This is a genomic window from Streptomyces sp. NPDC053665 (assembly GCF_055585285.1).
On sequence record NZ_JBVJKK010000003.1, the window covers coordinates 60857 to 82174 of the forward strand.

The following is a 21318-nucleotide window of genomic DNA, read 5'->3' on the forward strand; positions in this document are numbered from 1 at the left end:
GATTGAGATGCTCCGCTACACGCTGATGCGCCTCGGTGTCTTCGTGGGCTGCCTGGTCGTCGTCTGGGGCGCCGTCTACTCGGGTATCGCCCCGCGCGGCCTGGGCGACAGCAACGGCCTGTGGGTCGTCCTGCTCGCCCTGCTGATCTCCGCGCCGATCAGCTTCGTCGTCCTGCGCAAGGAGCGCGACCGTGCATCCGTCCAGGTCGCGCAGCGGGTCGACCGCATGAAGGCGAACCTGGACGCCAACCGCAGCCAGGAGGACGTCGCCGACGACACCGCCCGGGCCCAGGGGCAGACCTCGTAGGAACCCTCCCTTTCCGGCGTACAGCGCCCCGTCTCCGTACCTGTGCGGACACGGGGCGCTTTGCCTTGTATGGGTGTGTGTGTCCCGTCACCTCTCAAAGCTAGGCTTTGGGGTCCTCAAAGCTCCGGTGTTAAGGTCGTTGTATGACGTCAGCAGTCGCGCCCTCGTTGCCCCCGAGCGTTCCGCTCGTGGCGCGGCTGCACGTGGATCTCTGTCGGTGCGCGTCCGCTTTCTGTCGTCCCTGACGTAACGCAACACCCCGTCGTCCCCACGTCAGCTCCCCCCTACGCGTCCCCCCAACGGAGTCGGTCCGTGTCCTCACACACGAAGTCCTTCAAGGTGCCCTTCTGGGCCCAGATACTCGCCGGTCTCGTCCTGGGTGTGCTGCTCGGCTGGCTCGCCCGCAGTCAGGACCTGTCCTGGCTGGTCACCACCCTGGAGAAGGTCGGCGACACCTTCATCGGCCTGCTGAAGCTGGCCGTCGCCCCCCTCGTCTTCTTCGCGATCCTGGTGTCGATCACCAACCTGCGGAAGGTCAACAACGCGGCCCGCCTGGCCTCGCGCACCCTTCTGTGGTTCATGATCACCTCGCTGATCGCGGTCAGCATCGGCCTGGTCATCGGCCTGGTCACCAACCCGGGCTCGGGCACCGGGCTCACGCCGAAGGACGGCGCGAAGCCCGAGCACACCGGCTCGTGGATCGACTTCCTGACCGGCATCATCCCGACCGACGTGATCACGCCGTTCACCGAGCTGAACGTGCTCCAGATCGTGTTCATGGCCGCCGTCGCCGGTATCGCCGCCCTCCAGCTCGGCGAGAAGGCCCAGCCGATCCTCACCCTGAGCGAGTCCGTCCTCAGCCTGCTCCAGAAGGCGCTGTGGTGGGTCATCCGGCTCGCCCCGCTCGGCACGATCGGCCTCATCGGCTTCGCCATCGCCACCTACGGCTGGGACCTGATCGGCAAGTACGCGACCTTCACCGCCGACATCTACATCGGCTGCCTCCTGGTGATGTTCGGCGTCTACCCGCTGCTGCTGGCCACGGTCGCCAAGACCAACCCGGTGCAGTTCTTCAAGGGCGCCTGGCCCGCCATCCAGCTGGCCTTCGTCTCCCGCTCCTCGGTCGGCACCATGCCGCTGACGCAGAAGGTCACCGAGCGCCTCGGCGTGCCGAAGGAGTACGCCTCCTTCGCCGTGCCGTTCGGCGCCACGACCAAGATGGACGGCTGCGCCGCGATCTACCCGGCGATCGCCGCGATCTTCGTCGCCCAGATCTTCGACATCCAGCTGGGCGTCGGCGACTACCTGCTGATCGCGTTCGTCTCGGTGGTCGGCTCGGCCGCCACGGCCGGTCTCACCGGTGCGACGGTCATGCTGACCCTGACCCTGTCCACCCTCGGCCTGCCGATGGAGGGCGTGGGCCTGCTGCTCGCGATCGACCCGATCCTCGACATGATGCGCACCGCCACCAACGTCGCCGGCCAGGCGCTGATCCCGGTGCTGGTCTCCGCCCGGGAGAACCTGCTCGACCGGGACGCCTACGCCACCGCCGACGGCTCCTCCCTGGACGAGCCGGCCGACGAGCAGGCCGACGAGCCGCGCGACAGCACGGAGCGTGTCCCCGCCGCCGTGTGACAGCACGGGTGACGTGACGCGTGGAGGGCCCCCCGGGCCGCCCCGGCCGGTTTCCGGCCGGTGGCGGACCGGGGGGCCCGTACGCTTGGGCGCTATGGGTGCCGTGAAGACCAAGCGGATGCCGCGTGCGGTCCGTGAGCAGCAGATGCTGGACGCCGCCGTGCAGATCTTCGGCCAGCGCGGCTACATGACCGCCTCGATGGACGAGATAGCCGAACTCGCGGGCGTCTCCAAGCCCTTGGTCTACCTGTACCTCAACTCCAAGGAAGACCTCTTCACCGCCTGCATCCGCCGGGAGGCCGCCGCCCTCGTCGAGGCGGTGCGGGCCGGGGTCCGCCCGGACCTGCCCGCCGACCGGCAACTGTGGGAGGGCCTCGGCGCGTTCTTCGCGCACACCGCCGAGCACCCGGACGCCTGGTCGGTGCTGCACCTCCAGGCCCGGACGCACGGCGAGCCCTTCGCCGCCGAGATCACCGCCATGCGCGCCGAGATCGTCGCGTTCGTGACCGAGCTGATCCTCGCCGCCGCCCGGGAGGCGCACCGCAATCCCGAGCTCCCCGAGCGCGAGGTCGCCGGGCTCGCCGAGGCCCTGGTGGGGGCGGCCGAGTCGCTCGCCGCCTGGGCCAACGCCACGCCGGGCGTCACGGCCCGCCAGGCCGCGGCCACCCTGATGAACTTCTCCTGGGCCGGGCTGGGCGACCTGATGGCGGGCCGGCCCTGGTCACCGCCGCAGGACCGGCCGGAACCTCACGCCGGGTAGACGTCCCCCGTGAGGTGCAGCCGCTCCCGCGCACCGCGCAATGCGAACCGGCCGCCCTTCGCCGCGTAGGTCACCGTGCCCGGCAGCAGCACCGGCGCCCGGAACCGTGCCCGTACCGAGCAGCGGTCGGGCGTGCCGTGGGCGGCCAGGCAGCGGGCCACCGTCCACATGCCGTGCGCGATCGCCCGGGGGAAGCCGAACAGCCGCGCGGTGAGCGGGTGCAGGTGGATGGGGTTGCGGTCGCCGGAGGCGGCCCCGTAGCGGCGCCCCACGTCCCCGGCGAGGCGCCACTCGGCCACGGCGGGCAGCGGTTCGGGCTCCTCCTCGCGCGCGGGTCCGGACACCCGCCGCACGGGGTGGCGGGCCAGGTAGGTGCTCCTGGACTCCCACACCGGCTCCCCGTCGTCGTCGCGCACCTCGGTGACCACGGTGGCCTCGGTGCCGCGCCGGTGCGGGGACAACGCCTCGACGTGCACCAGGAGTCCGTAGCGCCCGGTCGCCGGCATCGGCCCGTGCCGCGCGACCTCGATCGAGGTGTGCACCAGGCCCAGCAGCGGCAGCGGGAAGGCCCGTGCGCTCATCAGCCGCATGGCCAGCGGGAACCCCAGCACGTGCGGGTAGGTGACCGGCAGGGCGTCGTCCCCGGTCGGGAACCCGCAGACCCGCTCGTACGCCGCCAGCCGCGCGAGGTCCACCCGCAGCCCGGGCAGCACGAGCCGGGTGCGCGGGAACACGGCGTCCGGCGAGGGCCGCTTGGCGGGCGACAGCAGCGCGCCGCGCGCCAGGAGCGGGGCGAGGGACGGGGAGGTCCGCAGGACGAGGTCGGTGGGGCCGCTCATCACGCCCCCAGCAGGCTCTGGCCGCAGACGCGGACGACCTGGCCGTTGACCGCGCCCGACGCCGGATGCGCCAGCCAGGCCGTGGTCTCGGCGACGTCGGCCGGAAGCCCGCCCTGGGCCAGGGAGTTCATCCGCCGGCCCGCCTCCCGGATGAACAGCGGGATCGCGGCCGTCATCGCCGTCTCGACGAAACCGGGCGCGACCGCGTTGACGGTCACACCGTGCTCGGCGAGCGCCCGCGGCGCGAGTGAGCGCACCAGGCCGACCACACCCGCCTTGCTCGCCGCGTAGTTGGTCTGGCCCGCGTTGCCCGCCAGGCCCGCGATCGACGCCGTCGCCACGACCGATCCGCCGCGCCGCAGCGCCCCTGCCTTCAGCAGGGCGTCCGTGGTGCGCAGCACGCTCGCCAGATTCACCTCCAGCACGGAACCGAAGCGCTCGGCGGGCATGTTCACCAGCCGCCGGTCCCGGGTGATGCCCGCGTTGTGGATCAGCAGGTCCAGGCCGTCCGGGAGGGCGTCGGCGATCCGGGCGCCCGCGTCGGCGGCCGTGATGTCGAGGGGCAGCGCCGTGCCGCCGAGCCGGCCGGCCAGGAGCCGGGCGTCCTGCGCGGCCTGCGGCACGTCGAGCACGACGACCCGGGCCCCGTCCCGCGCGAGCGTCCCGGCGACGGCCGCACCGATGCCGCGGGCCGCACCGGTGACCAGGGCGGTACGCCCCGCCAGGGGGCGTTCCCAGTCCAGGGCGGCCGGCGGCTCCTGCCGCGCCCCGACCTCGATCACCTGACCGCTGACGTAGGCCGACTTCGGCGACAGCAGGAACCGCAGCGTGGACTCGGCGGCCGTGGTGTCGGTCAGCCGGACCAGGTTGACCGTCCTGCCCCGGCCGATCTCCTTGCCGAGCGAGCGGGTGAAGCCCTCCAGGGCCTGCTGGGCCGCGGCCTGGTGATGGTCGGCCGGGTCGGGCGGAGCGCCGAGCACCACCACGCGGCCGCTCGGGACGACCGAGCGCAGCACCGGGTGCAGCGCCGCGTGCACCTCGGCCAGTCCGTCGACGTCCCGCACCCCGGTCGCGTCCAGCACGACGGCGGCCGCCCGGTCCGGGCCGGCCGGGCCCAGCCCTGTACGGGCCAGGACGGGAGCCGCGTCCAGGGCGGACCGCCCGGCGGTGAGCAGGCGCAGGCCGCCCTCCAGGACCGGGTGTTCGGGGGACCAGCGGGCCAGCGGAGCCGGCTGCGGCAGCCCGAGCCGGCGCGTCAGGAAGCGGCCGGGCGCGGTACCGGTGAAACGCAGATAGCGGTCGGCCATGGGCAACTCCCGGGTCCCGGTGACGGCGCTGGACGCTCACACATGCTTACTTCGGAGTAAGGTTACCGGAGGTAAGGCTACGTCACGGACGAGGAGCAGGTCGAGATGAGCCCCCAGCAACTGGCACCGTCGGTACGGCGCGTGGCGATCCTCGGCGGCGCCCGCATCCCCTTCGCCCGCTCCGACGGTCCCTACGCCACCGCCTCCGACCAGCAGATGCTCACCGCCGCCCTGGACGGCCTCGTCGAGCGGCACGGCCTGCAAGGGCCGGGCGTGGTCGGCGAGTTCGTCGCCGGAGCGGTCCTCAAGCACAGCCGCGACTTCAACCTCGCCCGCGAGAGCGTCCTCGGCTCGGCGCTGGACCCCCGCACCCCCGCCTACGACATCCAGCAGGCCTGCGGCACCGGGCTCCAGGCCGTCATCGCCGCCGCCAACAAGATCGCCCTCGGGCAGACCGACTCGGCGATCGCGGGCGGCGCCGACACCGCGAGCGACGCCCCCCTCGGCGTCAACGACTCCCTGCGCCGCATCCTGCTGGCGGCCCGCCGGGCGAAGACCCCGGGCGGACGGCTGAAGGCGCTGGCGAAGGTGCGCCCCGGCCACCTCGTCCCCGAGATCCCGCGCAACGCCGAGCCGCGCACCGGGCTGTCCATGGGCGAGCACGCCGCCGTCACCGCCCGCGCCTGGGGCATCGGCCGCCGGGCCCAGGACGAACTCGCCGCGGCCAGCCACCAGCGGCTGGCGGCGGCGTACGAACGCGGCTTCTTCGAGGACCTGGTGGTCCCCTTCCGCGGCCTCGACCGCGACCAGAACCTGCGACCCGGCTCGACGGTGGAGCAACTCGCCGCGCTCAACCCGGTGTTCGGTCTCGACCAGCCCGAACCGACCATGACGGCCGGGAACTCCACCCCGCTGACCGACGGCGCGGCCACCGTGCTGCTGGCGAGCGAGGAATGGGCGCGCGAGCGCGGGCTGGCGCCGCTGGCGTATCTGACGGCGTACGAGACGGCGGCCGTCGACTTCGCCGGCGGGGACGTGGCCGGAGGGGAGGACGGGCTGCTCATGGCGCCCGCGTACGCGGTCCCGCGCATGCTGGAGCGGGCCGGGCTCGCCCTGGACGACTTCGACCTCGTCGAGATCCACGAGGCCTTCGCCTCCCAGGTGCTGGCCACCCTCGCGGCCTGGGAGAAGCGCGGCCTCGGCACACTCGACCGCGCCCGGCTCAACGTGGCCGGCTCCTCCCTCGCCACCGGGCACCCCTTCGCCGCCACCGGCGCCCGGATCGTGGCCACCCTCGCCAAGCTCCTCGCCGAACGGGACGCCCCCGCCCGGGGTCTGATCTCGGTGTGCGCGGCGGGCGGGCAGGGCGTGACGGCGGTGCTGGAGCGCGCCTGAGCGGGACGGCCCGGCACCGGAGGTGAACGACCCTCAGGTAACCCCCGAGCATGCACAGGCCCGGCGCCGGACCATCCCCGAACACGCACAGACCCGCCACGTGAACGCCGTACGATCCCCTTCCTACCGTCAGTAACCCCCCGTCCGGGTCACGCCGGTTGAGCGCCTCGGCGTGCGAGGCACGTACGTCATGCAGCAAGCAGTTCCCCGCTGCACGCCCCAGGAGCCGCCCGTGTCCACTGCCCCTTCCTCCTCTGCCCACGGCGACGTGTACGGCGGGCCGGTGCCGGTCGAGCCCGAGGTGCGGCGGCTGGACGGGGCGGTGCGGGAGGCGTCCGTGCCGCCCCTCGCCCCGCCGTGGACGCACGGCTCGCTCGCCGACCTGCCGTTCGACAACGCGAGCGCCGACCCGGGGGCCGTCGCCCTCAGCCGCAAGGACGCCGAGGGGCGGTGGAGCGACGTCACGGCCGGCGAGTTCGCCGCCCAGGTCCTGGCCGTGGCGAAGGGGCTGATCGCCGAGGGGCTCGCACCGGGCGACCGGATCGCCGTGCTGGCCCGCACGATCTACGAGTGGACCGTCCTGGACTTCGCCGCCTGGGCGGCCGGACTGGTCACCGTCCCCGTCTACCCCACGTCCTCGGCGTTCCAGACCCGCTGGATCCTCCAGGACTCGGGGGCGGTCGCCCTGGTCACCGAGACCGCCGCCCAGGCCGCCGCCCTCGGCCCCGAGCGCGAGCGCCTGCCCGACCTGAAGCACCTGTGGATCGTCGAGAAGGGCCATGTGGACCGGCTCGCCGAGGCCGGGGCACGGCTGGCCGACCCGGAGGTCGAGGTGCGGCGCGGCATGCTCGGCCCCGACACCCTGGCCACGCTCGTCTACACCTCCGGCACCACCGGCCGCCCGAAGGGCTGCGCGCTCACCCACGGCAACTTCTTCGCCGAGGTCGACAACGCCATCGAGCTGCTCTACCCGGTCTTCCGGGCGAGGACCAGCGAAGAGGCCTCCGTCCTGCTGTTCCTGCCCATGTCCCACGTCTTCGGCCGCATGGTGGCCATCGCCTGCATCCGGGCCCGCGTCCGGCTGGGCCACGCGCCCAGCATCAAGGCGCAGGACCTGCTCCCGGACCTGCAGAGCTTCCGGCCGACCTGCCTGCTGGCGATCCCCTACATGCTGGAGAAGGTCTTCAACTCCGCCCGCGCCAAGGCCGAGTCGGCCGGCCGGGCCGCGACCTTCGACCGCGCGGCGGCGGTGGCGCAGCGTTACGGGGAGGCCGTCGAGGCCCGCCAGACGGGCACCGGGCCCGGCCCCACCCGCGCCCTCAAGGCCGCCCGGGCCCTGTACGACCCGCTGGTCTACCGCCGGCTCCGCGGCGCCATGGGCGGCCGGGTCCGCTACGCGATCTGCGGCGGTTCCCCCCTCGGCCGCCGCCTCGCCGCCTTCTACGCCGGTGCCGGCATCGAGATCTTCGAGGGCTACGGCCTGACGGAGACCACGGGCGCCTCCACGGTCACCCCGCCCCTCAAACCCCGCCTGGGCACGGTGGGCTGGCCCCTGCCGGGCACCCGGGTGCGCATCGCCGCCGACGGCGAGATCCTCGTCGCCGGCGACCACGTCCTGCGCGGCTACTGGGACCCGAGGGCCGGCGGTGTCGTCCCCGCCGCCCCCGACGGCTGGCTCCCCACCGGCGACCTCGGCGCCCTGGACGACGAGGGCTACCTCACGATCACCGGCCGCAAGAAGGAGCTCCTGATCACCGCGGGCGGCAAGTCCGTGGCCCCGGCACCCCTGGAGAACTGGCTGCGCTCGCACCCGCTGATCTCCCAGTGCCTCGTCCTGGGCGACGGCCGCCCCTACGTCACCGCCCTCATCACCCTCGACCCCGACGGCATCACCCACTGGCGCCAGATGAACGGCAAGCACCCCGTGCCGCCCACCCTCCTCGCCGACGACCAGGAGCTGCGCGCGGTCCTTCAGCGGGCCGTCGACGAGGCCAACAAGATGGTCTCCCGCCCCGAGTCGATCCGCCGGTTCGCCGTCCTGCCCGTGGACTTCACCGAGCAGGCCGGCCATCTGACCCCCTCGATGAAGCTCCGCCGCGAGGCCGTCCTGCGCGACTTCGCCGCAGAAGTAGAGGGCCTCTACACCTAGATGCACCTTCGCGGAGTCTTCACACGGGGTTGTTGACGACGCACCGTGCCGCCCCGTTGGCTTTCTGCCACGTCGACGCGATGCTCCCCCCACGGAAGGCACCACCCAGTGATACCCCGCAACACCCGCCGGGCCGCCGCGCGCCCCCTCGCCCTGGCCCTGGCGGCCGCCCTGTCGGCCGTGTCCCTCACCGCGTGCAGCGGCGACGCGAGCGACGACGAGACCGCGGCGAAGGCCGACGACATCACGGTCGGCCTGCTGCTGCCGGACAAGGACACGGCCCGCTTCGAGAAGTTCGACCACCCCCTGATCAAGCAGGAGGTCGAGTCCCTCACCGACGGCCGTGGCACGGTCCGCTACGCCAACGCCGAGGCCAGCGTCTCCAGACAGAGCGAGCAGTTCCGGCAGATGGTCGCCGACAAGGTCGACGTCATCCTGGTCGACGCGCTCGACTCGAAGGCCGTCGCCGCGGACGTGCGCAAGGCCAAGGCGGCCGGCATCCCCGTCATCGCCTACGACCGCCTGGCCGAGGGCCCGATCGACGCCTACGTCTCCCACGACAACGAACTCGTCGGCCAGGTGCAGGGCCGCGCGATCGTCGGCGAACTGGGCGACCGGGCCGAGAAGAGCAAGGTCGTCATGATGAACGGCGACCCCGCCGACCCCAACACCGCCCGCTTCAAGACCGGTGCCCTCGGCGAACTCCAGGGCCAGGTGCAGATCGTGAGGCGCTACGACACCGCGGAGTGGAAGCCGGCCGTCGCCAAGGCGAACATGCGCAAGGCGATCAAGGCGGTCGGGCTGAACGACATCGCGGCGGTCTACTCCGCCAACGACGGCATGGCGGGCGCCGTCATCGAGGCGCTGAAGGAGGCCGGGGCCACGAAGATCCCGCCCGTGACCGGCCAGGACGCCAACCTCGACGCCGTCCAGCGGGTGGTCTCCGGCGAGCAGTACATGACCGTGTACAAGTCCTTCTCGCTGGAGGCGACGAACGCGGCGAAGATCGCCGTCGCCAAGGTGCAGGACCGCTCGATCGAGTTCGCGGCGCTGACCCGCGAGACGGTCGACAGCCCGACGCAGCGCAACATCCCGGCGATGCTCGTCCCGGTCGTCGCCCTGACCAGGGACACCATCGAGGAGACCGTGATCACGGACGGCGTGTACACGGTGAAGGACATCTGCACGGCCCCGTACAAGGCGGACTGCCGGGCCATCGGGCTGGAGTAGGGACCGCGCCCCCGGCGGGCGGACCGCCGGGCGGCGGGCGGCTCACCGCTCCCGCGGTCTGCGGGCGATGAGGGACGCCTGGGGGACCGGGTCGCCCCGGTCCTCGTCCGGTGCCCGCACCGTCGTGGAGCGGACGGCGAGACCGGCCTCGGCCAGCAGGGCGGCGACGCCCTCCGGCCTGCGCCGCAGGAAGGTCAGGGAGACCTCGTGGCCGAAGGCCCGCTCGTAGTGGCGGGGCTCGTCACCGCACGGGAAGCCCAGCAGCAGGTGCCCGCCGGGGCGCAGGACGCGGTGGAAGCCGGCGAACAGGGCGGGCAGGTGCTCGTCGGGCGTGTGGATGGTCGAGTACCAGGCCACGACCCCGTCGAGCGAGGCGTCGGGCAGGTCCAGCTCCAGCATCGAGCCCCGCTCGAAGCGCAGACCCGGGTGCTCGCGCCGGGCGATCGCCAGCATGGACTCCGACAGGTCCAGGCCGGACACCGACAGCCCCCGGGACGCCAGGTAGGCCGTGACCCGTCCGGGCCCGCACCCCAGGTCGGCGACCCGCCCGCCCTCGCCGACCAGCTCCGCGAAGGCGTCCAGCTGCACCCGGTCCAGCACCACGTCCGTGTGCGGCTTCCGGAACTGCGCGGCGTAGTCCTCGGCGACGGTGTAGTAGAAGGTGCGGGTCGCGCTCACGAAATCCGTGTCAGCCATGCCCCGGGACCCTACCGGGGCCGCTCCTCCGGAGGCGGGCGGTCCCCCTCTTCTCCGGACGCCCCGGACGCCTCGGGCGACGGCCGGTCGGGGTGCTCCGCGGACGGCGGCTCGCCACTGCCCTGGGGCCGCTTCCGGTCCGCCCCGATTCCGGCTCCCGCACCGATCGCCGTGCTGAAGCCGAGGCCGACCGCGAGTCCCAGGCCGACGTTGTCGAAGACGGTCAGGCCGAGGACGAGTCCCACGGCCGTGCCGAGGGAAATACCGGCCGCCAGACCGAGCGGCGCCCCCGTCGGACCCGGCCCCTCGGCGGGAGTCCCGCCGCCTTCCCGCTTGTTCTCCGGAACGTGTTCCATCCGTCGATCGTCCCACGGCGGGAATTCGCCGGGAATTCACCGGACGTCCGGGGAAGAAAAGGGCAGGAGCCCCGTCGCCTGACGGCGCGGGGCTCCTTGGGTACTGCTGATCAGACCGGGGTGACGTTCTCAGCCTGCGGGCCCTTCGGACCCTGCGTGACGTCGAAAGACACCTGCTGGTTCTCCTCCAGGGACCGGAATCCCTGCGCGTTGATCGCGGAGTAGTGGACGAAGACGTCGGGGCCGCCGCCCTCCTGGGCGATGAAACCAAAGCCCTTTTCGGCGTTGAACCACTTCACGGTTCCGGTAGCCATAAGCCCTCCTTGGGCTCAAAAGGGTTGCCCTGCTCCAGAACCAGCAAGTGTGAAGATGAATTCTGCACAAGTGCATATGTCTGAGAATGACGAGAGCCCGCGGTCACATGCTCCGCAGGCTCTGTACTGCAAGGGAAACCAAACTGCAACTTGCGACGAGCCTAGCACGCGGGACCCGGAATGCAATAGGGGTCAAGATCACGTCACCCGAATGTTTGAACATCCCGGGCCGACTGGCCGAGAACACATGATCGCCCGCCCCACCCCGACGGCGGAGCCGACCGGAGCCCGGCCGGCGCCTTCACCCGGGCCCGCGCGCCGGGTCGTGCGCCCCGAGGGCTAGCCTCACGATGTGGACAATCCTCGCACCCGGCCGCGCGTCGGCCACATCCAGTTCCTGAACTGCCTGCCCCTCTACTGGGGGCTCGCGAGAACGGGCACGCTCCTCGACTTCGAGCTCACCAAGGACACCCCGGAGAAGCTCAGCGAGAAGCTGGTGCAGGGCGATCTCGACATCGGTCCCGTCACCCTCGTCGAGTTCCTCAAGCACGCCGACGACCTGGTCGCCTTCCCCGACATCGCCGTCGGCTGCGACGGCCCGGTGATGTCGTGCGTGATCGTCTCGCAGGTCCCGCTCGACCGGCTGGACGGCGCCCGCGTCGCCCTCGGGTCGACCTCCCGCACCTCCGTCCGCCTCGCCCAGCTGCTCCTCGCCGAGCGCTACGGCGTCCAGCCGGACTACTACACCTGCCCGCCCGACCTGAGCCTGATGATGCAGGAGGCCGAGGCCGCCGTCCTCATCGGCGACGCGGCCTTGCGCGCCAACATGCTCGACGGCCCGCGCTACGGCCTGGACGTGCACGACCTGGGCGCCCTGTGGAAGGAGTGGACGGGCCTGCCGTTCGTCTTCGCGGTCTGGGCCGCGCGCCGCGACTACGCGGAGCGCGAGCCGGTGATCACGCGCAAGGTGCACGAGGCCTTCCTCGCCTCCCGCAACCTCTCCCTGGAGGAGGTCGGCAAGGTCGCCGAGCAGGCCGCCCGCTGGGAGGCCTTCGACGAGGAGACCCTGGCCCGCTACTTCACCACGCTCGACTTCCGCTTCGGCGGCCCGCAGCTGGAGGCGGTCGCGGAGTTCGCCCGCCGGGTCGGCCCGACCACCGGCTTCCCCGCGGACGTGAAGGTGGACCTCCTCCAGCCGTGAGCCGCGCGCCCCGCGGCACTACGCTGCCAGGAGCGCGGCGGCCGGGGCCCACGGGTGCGCCCCGGCCGCCCACGGGGGAGGGGTGACGGCATGCGGCCGCTCGACGTCGACGAACCCACGGTGGTCGGGCCCTACCGGCTGCTCGGCCGGCTGGGCTCCGGCGGCATGGGCCGGGTCTACCTCGGCCGCAGCGCCGGGGGCCGCACGGTCGCCGTGAAGATCGTCCACCCGCACTTCGCGCTGGACGAGGAGTTCCGCGCACGCTTCCGGCGCGAGGTGGACGCCGCGCGCCGGGTGGGCGGTGCCTGGACCGCGCCCGTCCTGGACGCGGACCCGGACGCGCGGGTGCCGTGGGTGGCGACGGCGTACGCGGCGGGCCCCGCGCTGTCCGCCGCGGTCGCCGACGGCGGTCCCCTGCCGGCCCACACGGTCCGCGCCCTGGGCGCCGGGCTGGCCGAGGCGCTGTCCGCCGTGCACGACCTGGGTCTGGTGCACCGCGACGTCAAGCCGTCGAACGTCCTGCTGACCCTCGACGGCCCGCTGCTGATCGACTTCGGCATCGCCCGCGCCACGGACGGCACGGCCTCCCTGACCTCCACGGGCGTCTCCATCGGCTCGCCCGGCTACATGTCGCCCGAGCAGATCCTGGGCAGGGGCGTCACCGCGGCGGCGGACGTCTTCTCGCTCGGCGCGGTCCTCGCGTTCGCGGCCACCGGCGAACCGCCCTTCCCCGGTGACTCCTCGGCCGCCCTGCTCTACAAGGTGGTCCACGAGGAGCCGGAACTCGGTCTGCTCGACGGTGAGTTGCGGACCCTGACGGCCGCCTGCCTGGCGAAGGACCCGGGTGAGCGCCCCTCCCCGGCGGATCTGGCCCGCCGGCTGGCCCCCGGGGGCGCGGCCCGGCTGGTGGCGGGCGGGTGGCTGCCCGGCCCCCTGGTGGAGCAGGTCAGCCGCAGCGCCGTGCGGCTGCTGAACCTGGAGGCCGCCGCGACGGAGACCCCGTCGGGACCGCTCGGATTCAGCAACCCTTCCGTGAGTCCGCCGGGCACGGGCGTGTTCGGCCCCCCGCCGGTCATGCCGGCGCCGCCCACCCCGGGGACCGCCCCGCCCGCTCCCGCGGATGTGCCCGGCCCGCGGGACGGGGACGGCGGGCGGGACCAGGAAGGCTCCGGGACCTCCGGCGGCCGACGGCCCGGCAAGGGCAAGGTGTCCGTCTCCGTCGCCGCCGCGTCCGGGCAGGAGGGCGGCGGGCGCGTGCGGAAGCTGAGCTGCACGGTCGCACTGGCGGTCGCGGGCGCGATGGCGGCCGTGACGATCGGTTCGGTGCTCGTCCTCGACCTGCTGCCGGGCCGCGGCTCCGACGACGACTCGGGCGACTCCGGCGCGGGCCCCGGCTCCCCGCCCGCGGCGACCGCGGCCCCCGCCCCGTCCGGCGCGGTGCCCGCCGCCTACCTCGGCACCTGGGAGGGCCGGGGCACGGCCCTGAACGGCGGCCTGCCCGTCGGGACGTTCCGCGTCACCGTCGAGCAGGCGGCGGTGGGAGGGCAGTTGGGAAAGGTGCGGCAGACGGACGCGCTCGGCGGTGTCTGTGTCGACGTACTGACCCTGAAGAAGGTGACGGGCAAGGAGCTGGTGGCCGCGTCGGCCGGGGAGAAGACCAACCACGCCGGCTGCGATCCGGCCCCCACGACGGTCCGGCTGACGCCCGTGGGCGACGACCTGCGCTACCGCTCGGAGAGCGAGGCCGCGGGCCGCCCGGAGGCGCGGCTGTCGAAGGTGCGGTAGGGCGCGGACCGGCGTACCGCGGTGGTGCACCCGGAACATCCGGGGGATCTGCACACCGTTCACCGGGAGGCCGCAGGAACACCCGGCGGGGGCGGGGGCGGGGTCGGTGGGGCCGCGCTTCCGGTGTGTTCCGCGACCGCCGGGTCACCGAGGTGTGAAGGGTGTGGGGCGGCCGGTGACCGAACGGCCACAGACGTGGACGCCGTCACCGGCGCCCGCCTCACCTGCGCCGCGGGCGGCTGGCCGCCTTCCACCCCGCGTGTTTTGATCGGTCGCGCTCCAGCACCCGTGCCTCATGCAACCGAAGGGACCCGCCCCTCATGGCCTTCACCCCGCAGATCGAGACCGCCCCGATGACCGACGCCGAGCTGGACGCCGTCGCCGGTGGACAGGCGGGCGCCGCGGCCGGTCTCCACCTGGAGACCACGGCCGCCGGTCTCACCGCCGGTGTGGGCGGCGGCCTCGGCCTCGCCGTCTCGCCGCAGGGCATCGCGGCGGACCTGCACCTCCACGTCGCCGTCGCCTCCTGACGAGACGCACGCGAGGGCCCCGGATCACGGATCCGGGGCCTTCCCGCATCCGGGGCGGCCCCACCGGGGCGCGTGCCGAGTGGGGTGCTGGAAACCGGAGTTCGGCATGGGCAAGGAGAGGCCGAGCGCATAGGGTTTGGCCGAGTCGACGCCGAGGGCACCGCAGGCGTCGCCGCAGGGCCGACACGACGCCGGGGGGACGTGCCATGCCGCGACCGCGCACCTTCGCTTCCGTCCACTCCGTCCGCTCCGTCCTCTCCGACCCGTCCGCCGTCGGGGCGGCGGCCGGATGAGCACCCCTCTCCTCGTCCTGGCCGCCCTGCTGTGGGGCGCGGCGTCGGGCATGCTGCTGCCGCGTGCGGCCCACCGGTTCTCCGTGCCGTCCGGCGAACCGTGGCGGGAGCGGTGCGCGCAGGGGCACGTCCTGCGGGGCTGGTGGGGTCCGGCCGCCTGCCGGGACTGCGCCGGTGCCGGGGACGGCCCGCGCGCGGCACCCCTGGCGATCTCCACCGCTCTCGTCTGCGCCCTGCTCGCCGCCGCCACCGGTACCCGGCCCGAGCTGGGCGTCTGGCTGCTGCTCGCGCCCGTCGGCGTCCTGCTCACGGTCGTCGACCTCCGCGTGCGGCGGCTGCCCGACCCCCTCACCCTGCCGCTCGCCGCCGCGGCCCTGGTCCTGCTGGGCGTCACCGCCCTGGTGCCCGAGCACGCGGGGGAGTGGACCACCGCGCTGCTCGGCGCGCTCGCCCTGGGCGGCGGCTACTTCGTCCTCTTCCTGATCAACCCCGCGGGCATGGGCTTCGGCGACGTCAAACTCGCCCTGGGCGCCGGTGCCGTCCTCGGCTGGTACGGCTGGCCGACTCTCATGCTCGGCACCCTCGCCGGGTTCGCCCTGGGCGCCCTGTACGGCGGCGCCCTCGTGCTCCTGCGCCGTGCCGACCGCAAGACGGCCATCCCCTTCGGCCCGTTCCTGATCACCGGCGCCCTCCTCGGCCTCCTCGTGGGCGCGTACACGGCGTGAGCCCCGGGCGCCGGACAGCCGCAACACGTTTGCGGGCAGCGGCAGATCACCCCTGGGCATGAATCCGGCCTCCTGCTCCGGGCGGACGTCCCGGAGCCGCCCCGTCGCCAGAATGGCGATCATGACGACCCCGACACCCGGTCTGCCCTACCACCGCCTGGACCACGCCACCGGCCGCCACCGCTGGTGGCGGCCCCCGACCGGTGCGCTGCTCTTCCTCGTCGGGTACGTCCTCGCCGTGCTCGTGGTGTTCGTCGGCTCCTACGCGCTCGGCCTGGCGGCCGGGCTGCCCGAGGCGGCCGACGGCGGTCCGGACCTCGGGCCCCTCGGGGACACCGCGGTGGAGCTCGTGTCCCTCGCCGTCGCCCTGCCCCTCGTACTGCTGGTCGTGCTGTGGCCCGGCCGGCGGCCCGCCGGGACCGTGTCGTCGGTCACCGGGCGGCTGCGCGTCGGCTGGCTGGGCCGGTGCCTGCCCGTCGCCCTGCTCCCCGTGGGGCTGCTGACGGCGGCCGCCTTCCTGCTGCCCGGGGCCGAGGGGTCCGACGCCTGGGTGGGGTGGCGCTCCTTCCTTCTCTCCTCGACCGTCCTGCTCCTCCTCGTCCCGTTCCAGGCCGCCGCCGAGGAGTACGTCTTCCGGGGCTGGCTCACCCAGGCGGTCGGGGCCTTCGCCCGGTCACCGTGGATCGCGGTGCTTCCGCAGGCCGTGCTGTTCGCCGCCGCCCACGGCTGGGGCACCCCGTGGGGCTTCACCGGTCTGCTGGTCAACGGTCTGGTGGCCGGGTGGCTGACCCTCCGCACGGGCGGACTGGAGGCCGCGATCGCGCTGCACGTGCTGAACAACCTGCTCGCCTTCGGCGCCTCCGCCGCGGTCGTCGGCGGGCTGTCGTCGGAGGAGACCGCGGCGGACATGCCGTGGCAGCTGACCCTCGTGTCGGTGGCGGCCGACCTGCTCTACGCCGGCCTCGTCCTGCGGCTCGCCCGGCGCCACCGGCCGCAGCGCCTCGCCCCGCCGCCCGCCCCGCCGTCCGCCCCGCCCGTCCCGCCGCCGTACCCCGCCCCCACGGCCTGGCGTCCGACGCCCTGATCCCCTGGCGTACGCTGGGCTGGTCCGTCCACAACCCTTACGAAAGGGACGCCCGGTGACCGAGAAGGCCGACCTTCAGCCCATCCTCGACCGTGCAGCCGCCGGTGGGCGGATCACCCCGGACGAGGCACTCGTGCTGTACCGGGACGCCCCGCTGCACGCCCTGGGCGCCGCCGCCGACGCCGTACGCCGCCGCCGGTACGCCGGGACCGAGCACATCGCGACGTACATCATCGAGCGCAACATCAACTACACGAACGTCTGCGTGACGGCCTGCCGCTTCTGCGCCTTCTACGCCGCGCCCAAGGACACCGCCAAGGGCTGGACGCGCGACCTCGACGACATCCTGCGCCGCTGCGCCGAGACGGTCGAGCTGGGCGGCACCCAGATCATGTTCCAGGGCGGCCACCACCCGGACTACGGCGTCGAGTACTACGAGAAGCACTTCAAGGCCATCAAGGACGCCTTCCCGCAGCTGGTGATCCACTCGCTGGGCGCGTCCGAGGTCGAGCACATGGCCCGGATCTCCAAGGTGAGCGTGGAGGAGGCCATCCAGCGCATCCACGCCGCGGGCCTCGACTCCTTCGCCGGCGCCGGTGCCGAGCTGCTGCCCGAGCGGCCCCGCAAGGCCATCGCCCCGCTGAAGGAGTCCGGCGAGCGCTGGCTGGAGATCATGGAGATCGCCCACAACCTGGGCGTCGAGTCCACCTCCACGATGCTCATGGGCACCGGCGAGACCAACGCGGAGCGCATCGAGCACCTGCGGATGATCCGGGACGTCCAGGACCGCACGGGCGGCTTCCGCGCGTTCATCCCGTACACCTACCAGCCCGAGAACAACCACCTGAAGGGCCGCACGCAGGCGACGCTCTTCGAGTACCTGCGGATGATCGCCATCGCCCGGCTGTTCATGGACAACATCGCCCACATCCAGGGCTCCTGGCTCACCACGGGCAAGGAGGTCGGCCAGCTCTCCCTGCACTACGGCGCCGACGACCTGGGCTCGATCATGCTGGAGGAGAACGTCGTCTCCTCCGCCGGTGCCAAGCACCGCTCCAACCGGATGGAGATCATCGACCTCATCCGGAAGGCCGGCCGCGTCCCCGCGCAGCGGTCGACGACGTACGAGCACCTGGTCGTCCACGACGACCCGGCGAACGACCCCGTCGACGACCGCGTCGTCTCGCACATCTCCTCCACGGCCATCGAGGGCGGCACGGCTCACCCCGAGCTGAAGCTGCTGGCTCCCAACTGACGCCACCGTGCTGACCCTCCACGTCTGCGAGGCCTCGCCCGGCACGGCCGTCCTGGTCGAGGGCGCCCAGCTCGCCGCCGTCGGCCCGTACGAGGAGCTGGCCGCCGGCCATCCGCGGGCCCGCGTGCGCCGGTGGCCCGGCATCCTGACGCCCGGCCTGCTCAACCCGTACGGTCCGGAACTGCTGGAGCAGGCCTACCACCCGGACCCGCGCGAAGCGGACCGGCTGGGCACCGAACCGCTCTTCGGGGAGCGTGCCCGGGCCCTCCTCGACGCCGGCCCGTCCGCGCGGGGTGCCAGTGCGCGCCGCGGGGTGCAGCGCATGCTGGCGCACGGCACGGTCGCCGTCGCCGGTGAACTGCGAAGCCGCGCGGCCCTGGACGCGGTGCGCGGCGCGGGGCTCGCCCTGGCGGGACGCCCGGCCACCCTGCCCGGGCCCGCGTCCCTCTCGCCGAAGCCGCTGGTGCTGCTCCCGGGGCTCGCCGCCGGCCGGCCCGCCCGGTTCGCGGTGTTCGACGTACCCGACCGGGCCGCGCTCGTGCGGGACGGCGCGGCCACCTGCGTGGCCACCGTCGTGGGCGGCCGTCTGGTGTACCGGGGGCGCTGAGCGCGCGGTCCCGCGGGAAGCGCCCGGCGCGCCTACACGCCGAACGCCGCCCCGAACGCCCCGTCCTCCTGCTCCACTCCGCTGCACGTGACCGGCGCGCCGGCGGCCGACGGCTCCTCGCCGCACCGCCGGTCGCGGAAGGCGGCCCACACCGACACCCAGGCGAGCCCCTTCTCCTCGGCGAAGGCCCGGACCTCGGCCGCGTCGGCGAGCGTGAAGGTCTCGCCGGGGACGTCGTTGACGCCGATCATCGAGGTGAGGGCCATGCCGTGCCAGGCGGCCGCCTCCGAGGTGCCGAAGACCTTCCGCAGCTGCGCGTGCGCGGCCCTCGCGGCCGTGCGGGCGTACCCGCCCATGTCACCGTGGTACTCACGGGCGTAGTTCATCGTCATCAGGTTGACGGTGCGGACCCGCACCCCGTGGTCGTTGGCGGAGCCGAGCAGGACCAGCGCGTGCTCGTCCAGGCCCGAGGGCATCACCGGGAGCGTGAACGTCACCTCCAGGCCGGGCCGTTCGTCCTGCAACCGGGCGATCGCCCGCGAACGCAGCTCCACGGACGCGGAGTCGGTCAGCGCGTCGCCCTCGATGTCGAAGTCGGCCAGCGAGGTGCCGGCCGCGTCCAGGGCCTTCCCGTACGCCGCCGCCAGCTCTCGGGCGCTGCCGCACGCGGCGCCGAGTTCCGTTCCGGAGGCGCCGCCGAAGGAGACCCGGACCTGCCGGCCGTCCCTGCCGAGCGCGGCGATCCGGGCCCCGACGGCCGCGTCATCGACCGCGTGCGAGCCGTCCCAGCGCGGGGTGCAGTCGCCGCCGTCGGCCGTGACGAAGGCCAGGTTGTACGCCGTGGGGGAGCCGGCCGTGTCGGTGGGGGCGGGGTCGGCGGCGCTGACGTACGGGGCGTACGACGTGCCGGGGGCGGCGCTCGCTGGCGCCGCCGCGGACGCCCCGCCCGGTCCTGAGCACCCCGCGGCGGCCAGGGCGAGCAGACAGCCCAGCCCCGCCGCCACCGGATCGCGGAAACCCCTCATGCCGCACGCTCCTTCTCCCGCCCGGACCACCCCGTCCCGCGGTCGGCGGCCCGGTACGGATCCCGGCCGCGTCCTCCCCACGGTGGTGAGGACGCCCGGGGGCACGCCGCGGCTCCCGCCCGGTGGGGCTGCTGCAAGAATGGGCCCGTGACCCGCGCATCCCTGGACAAGCAGCCGCACGAAGTCGCCTCGATGTTCGACGACGTGGCGGAACGGTACGACCTGACCAACGACGTGCTGTCCCTCGGCCAGGACCGGCGGTGGCGCAAGGAGGTCGCCAAGGCGGTCGACGCCCGCCCCGCGCAGAAGGTCCTCGACCTGGCGGCCGGCACGGGCACCTCCTCGCTGCCCTTCGCCCGCACCGGCGCCTACGTCGTGCCGTGCGACTTCTCGCAGGGCATGCTCCAGGTGGGCAAGCAGCGTCAGCCCTGGCTGCCCTACACCGCCGGGGACGCCACCCGGCTGCCCTTCAAGGACGACACCTTCGACGCCGTCACGATCTCCTTCGGGCTGCGCAACGTCCAGGACACGGACGCCGCGCTGCGGGAGATGCACCGGGTGACCCGGCCCGGCGGGCGCATCGTGATCTGCGAGTTCTCGCACCCGACGTGGGCGCCGTTCCGCACGGTCTACACCGAGTACCTGATGCGCGCCCTGCCGCCCGTCGCCCGGGCGGTGTCCTCCAACCCCGACGCCTACGTCTACCTCGCCGAGTCCATCCGTGCCTGGCCCGACCAGCCCGCCCTCGCCGAGCGGCTGGGCAGGGCCGGCTGGTCCCGGGTGGCCTGGCGCAACCTGAGCGGCGGGATCGTGGCGCTGCACCGGGGCTTCAAGAAGGACTGACCCCGGCGTAGGGGGCCGTCCTCAGCGGGGGCTGAGGACGGCGAACGGGTCGCCCGGCTCGTCCAGTTCGCGCTGGAGTCCGCCCCGCGGCGGAGGCGGGACGCGCGGCTCGTGCACGCCGCCGCCGCCCTCGCCCGGCCCGAAGTCGAACCACACGTAGACCATCGAGTCCCGCGGCACCTCCGCGCCGGGCTGCGGATACTGGCGGACGACGTAGTCGACGACGACGCCACCGAGATCGGGCCGGTCCGGCGCGTTGAGCGACAGACCCCGCGACCGGGCCGCCTCACGCGCGTCCACCGCCATCAGGCCGACCAGACGCGGCACGCGGACTTCGGGTGTATTGCGGGACATGTGCACAGATGTCACCCCCAGCGGTACAGGAAGGGTAACTCCGCCGCCGTCCCGGCCGGAAGCGTCCGGTGTCTTTCTGTGACAGTCGATCACGCAGAGTGAGGAGCGGGTCGCCCTCTCAGAGGGCGAGCCGGTAGCAGTGACCGGACCGCTCGGACACCGGCGTGGTGAACGTCTCGGCCAGGCGCATGCCGAGCCGCCGCGTCACCGCGATGGAGCGGCTGTTGGCGGCGTCGACCATCGCCACCACGTCCGGCACACCGGCCGCCCGCACCCGTCGCAGCGTCTGCCGCGCGGCGGCGGTGACGTAGCCCTGGCCCCAGTGCTCCCGGCCCAGCCGCCAGCCGATCTCGATCTCCCCGGTGGGACCCCAGTCCCGCTCCCAGGGCTGGGCTCCGGTGAAGCCGAGCACCCGGCCCTCCTCGTCGAGCACCGACCACAGGCAGAAGCCCCGTTCGGCGTCGTGCCGCCGCTGCCGGGCGGTGAGCTCCTCGTAGAGGGACAGCTCGGCGGGCCTGCCGCCGTGGAACTCCATGACCTCGGGGTCGGCGAAGATCCGGTGCCAGGCGACGGCGTCCTCGTCGGTGGGCACGCGCAGCCGTACTGCGGGGAGAGCTCGGTTCACAGG

General features: G+C 73.7%; 23 protein-coding genes. 15 read left to right on the plus strand and 8 right to left on the minus strand.

Annotated elements, in window-relative coordinates:
• Nucleotides 1–7: 7 nt before the first annotated feature.
• From ACZ6ZN_RS13200 to ACZ6ZN_RS13215, 4 genes are all read left to right on the plus strand, one after another.
• On the plus strand, nucleotides 8–307 hold the full coding sequence (locus tag ACZ6ZN_RS13200; protein WP_398112125.1) for a DUF4229 domain-containing protein: 300 nt from the start codon (nucleotides 8–10) through the stop codon (nucleotides 305–307).
• Between the two features lie 143 nt (nucleotides 308–450).
• On the plus strand, nucleotides 451–552 hold the full coding sequence (locus tag ACZ6ZN_RS13205) for a putative leader peptide (RefSeq protein ID WP_398112124.1): 102 nt from the start codon (nucleotides 451–453) through the stop codon (nucleotides 550–552).
• A gap of 67 nt (nucleotides 553–619) precedes the next feature.
• Nucleotides 620–1942, plus strand: a complete 1323-nt coding sequence (locus ACZ6ZN_RS13210) for a dicarboxylate/amino acid:cation symporter (RefSeq protein WP_469645816.1) — start codon at nucleotides 620–622, stop codon at nucleotides 1940–1942.
• A gap of 94 nt (nucleotides 1943–2036) precedes the next feature.
• Nucleotides 2037–2702, plus strand: a complete 666-nt coding sequence (locus ACZ6ZN_RS13215) for a TetR/AcrR family transcriptional regulator (RefSeq protein WP_451877327.1) — start codon at nucleotides 2037–2039, stop codon at nucleotides 2700–2702.
• On the opposite strand, the gene ACZ6ZN_RS13220 is transcribed toward ACZ6ZN_RS13215, so the two are convergent.
• Complete coding sequence (locus tag ACZ6ZN_RS13220; protein WP_469645819.1) at nucleotides 2690–3541, minus strand: MaoC/PaaZ C-terminal domain-containing protein; 852 nt, start codon at nucleotides 3539–3541, stop codon at nucleotides 2690–2692. The genes ACZ6ZN_RS13215 and ACZ6ZN_RS13220 overlap by 13 nt on opposite strands.
• Nucleotides 3541–4848 (minus strand): 3-oxoacyl-ACP reductase, encoded by a 1308-nt coding sequence (locus ACZ6ZN_RS13225; protein WP_469645822.1) that lies wholly within the window; start codon nucleotides 4846–4848, stop codon nucleotides 3541–3543. Before ACZ6ZN_RS13225 ends, ACZ6ZN_RS13220 begins: the two co-directional genes overlap by 1 nt.
• Nucleotides 4849–4953: 105 nt before the next feature.
• Between ACZ6ZN_RS13225 and ACZ6ZN_RS13230 the strand changes: the two genes are divergently transcribed.
• The 3 genes from ACZ6ZN_RS13230 (at nucleotide 4954) to ACZ6ZN_RS13240 (ending at nucleotide 9622) form a co-directional block, all read left to right on the plus strand.
• The gene (locus tag ACZ6ZN_RS13230; RefSeq protein ID WP_469645825.1) at nucleotides 4954–6243 is read left to right on the plus strand and encodes an acetyl-CoA C-acetyltransferase; all 1290 of its coding nucleotides are present in this window, start codon (nucleotides 4954–4956) and stop codon (nucleotides 6241–6243) included.
• Nucleotides 6244–6475: 232 nt separating this feature from the next.
• Nucleotides 6476–8392, plus strand: a complete 1917-nt coding sequence (locus tag ACZ6ZN_RS13235) for an AMP-dependent synthetase/ligase (protein ID WP_469645827.1) — start codon at nucleotides 6476–6478, stop codon at nucleotides 8390–8392.
• Between the two features lie 108 nt (nucleotides 8393–8500).
• Nucleotides 8501–9622, plus strand: coding sequence for a sugar ABC transporter substrate-binding protein (locus ACZ6ZN_RS13240; RefSeq protein WP_469645830.1), 1122 nt, complete (start codon nucleotides 8501–8503; stop codon nucleotides 9620–9622).
• Nucleotides 9623–9664: 42 nt separating this feature from the next.
• Here the strand turns inward: ACZ6ZN_RS13240 and ACZ6ZN_RS13245 are convergent, their stop codons facing one another.
• From ACZ6ZN_RS13245 to ACZ6ZN_RS13255, 3 genes are all read right to left on the minus strand, one after another.
• Nucleotides 9665–10318, minus strand: a complete 654-nt coding sequence (locus ACZ6ZN_RS13245) for a class I SAM-dependent methyltransferase (protein ID WP_469645833.1) — start codon at nucleotides 10316–10318, stop codon at nucleotides 9665–9667.
• Nucleotides 10319–10329: 11 nt separating this feature from the next.
• On the minus strand, nucleotides 10330–10674 hold the full coding sequence (locus tag ACZ6ZN_RS13250; protein ID WP_469645836.1) for a hypothetical protein: 345 nt from the start codon (nucleotides 10672–10674) through the stop codon (nucleotides 10330–10332).
• A gap of 110 nt (nucleotides 10675–10784) precedes the next feature.
• A complete protein-coding gene (locus ACZ6ZN_RS13255) occupies nucleotides 10785–10988 on the minus strand; it encodes a cold-shock protein (protein WP_003974443.1) in 204 nt (67 codons plus the stop codon).
• A 352-nt stretch (nucleotides 10989–11340) separates the two neighbouring features.
• Between ACZ6ZN_RS13255 and ACZ6ZN_RS13260 the strand changes: the two genes are divergently transcribed.
• The 7 genes from ACZ6ZN_RS13260 to ACZ6ZN_RS13290 all read left to right on the plus strand — a co-directional run bounded on the left by ACZ6ZN_RS13260 (nucleotide 11341) and on the right by ACZ6ZN_RS13290 (nucleotide 18468).
• Nucleotides 11341–12189, plus strand: coding sequence for a menaquinone biosynthetic enzyme MqnA/MqnD family protein (locus ACZ6ZN_RS13260; RefSeq protein WP_451877320.1), 849 nt, complete (start codon nucleotides 11341–11343; stop codon nucleotides 12187–12189).
• A 90-nt stretch (nucleotides 12190–12279) separates the two neighbouring features.
• Entirely contained in the window at nucleotides 12280–13974 is a 1695-nt protein-coding gene (locus ACZ6ZN_RS13265; protein ID WP_469645839.1) for a serine/threonine-protein kinase, read from the plus strand.
• A 320-nt stretch (nucleotides 13975–14294) separates the two neighbouring features.
• On the plus strand, nucleotides 14295–14504 hold the full coding sequence (locus ACZ6ZN_RS13270; protein ID WP_451877318.1) for a hypothetical protein: 210 nt from the start codon (nucleotides 14295–14297) through the stop codon (nucleotides 14502–14504).
• 289 nt (nucleotides 14505–14793) lie between these two features.
• Nucleotides 14794–15522, plus strand: coding sequence for a prepilin peptidase (locus ACZ6ZN_RS13275; RefSeq protein WP_451877317.1), 729 nt, complete (start codon nucleotides 14794–14796; stop codon nucleotides 15520–15522).
• 121 nt (nucleotides 15523–15643) lie between these two features.
• Nucleotides 15644–16606 carry a lysostaphin resistance A-like protein gene (locus tag ACZ6ZN_RS13280; RefSeq protein ID WP_469645842.1) on the plus strand — a complete coding sequence of 321 codons (963 nt, stop codon included), beginning with the start codon at nucleotides 15644–15646 and terminating at the stop codon, nucleotides 16604–16606.
• Nucleotides 16607–16661: 55 nt separating this feature from the next.
• On the plus strand, nucleotides 16662–17861 hold the full coding sequence (gene mqnC / locus ACZ6ZN_RS13285; protein ID WP_467741878.1) for a cyclic dehypoxanthinyl futalosine synthase: 1200 nt from the start codon (nucleotides 16662–16664) through the stop codon (nucleotides 17859–17861).
• A gap of 7 nt (nucleotides 17862–17868) precedes the next feature.
• Nucleotides 17869–18468 carry a hypothetical protein gene (locus ACZ6ZN_RS13290; RefSeq protein ID WP_451877314.1) on the plus strand — a complete coding sequence of 200 codons (600 nt, stop codon included), beginning with the start codon at nucleotides 17869–17871 and terminating at the stop codon, nucleotides 18466–18468.
• Between the two features lie 32 nt (nucleotides 18469–18500).
• Here ACZ6ZN_RS13290 and ACZ6ZN_RS13295 read toward each other — a convergent pair whose 3' ends face one another.
• A complete protein-coding gene (locus ACZ6ZN_RS13295; RefSeq protein WP_469645845.1) occupies nucleotides 18501–19493 on the minus strand; it encodes a chitinase in 993 nt (330 codons plus the stop codon).
• Between the two features lie 147 nt (nucleotides 19494–19640).
• Between ACZ6ZN_RS13295 and ACZ6ZN_RS13300 the strand changes: the two genes are divergently transcribed.
• Nucleotides 19641–20336, plus strand: a complete 696-nt coding sequence (locus tag ACZ6ZN_RS13300) for a demethylmenaquinone methyltransferase (RefSeq protein WP_398112105.1) — start codon at nucleotides 19641–19643, stop codon at nucleotides 20334–20336.
• A gap of 21 nt (nucleotides 20337–20357) precedes the next feature.
• Here ACZ6ZN_RS13300 and ACZ6ZN_RS13305 read toward each other — a convergent pair whose 3' ends face one another.
• The gene (locus ACZ6ZN_RS13305; RefSeq protein WP_451877312.1) at nucleotides 20358–20690 is read right to left on the minus strand and encodes a PASTA domain-containing protein; all 333 of its coding nucleotides are present in this window, start codon (nucleotides 20688–20690) and stop codon (nucleotides 20358–20360) included.
• A gap of 118 nt (nucleotides 20691–20808) precedes the next feature.
• Nucleotides 20809–21315, minus strand: a complete 507-nt coding sequence (locus tag ACZ6ZN_RS13310) for a GNAT family N-acetyltransferase (RefSeq protein ID WP_398112103.1) — start codon at nucleotides 21313–21315, stop codon at nucleotides 20809–20811.
• Between the last annotated feature and the right edge of the window lie 3 nt (nucleotides 21316–21318).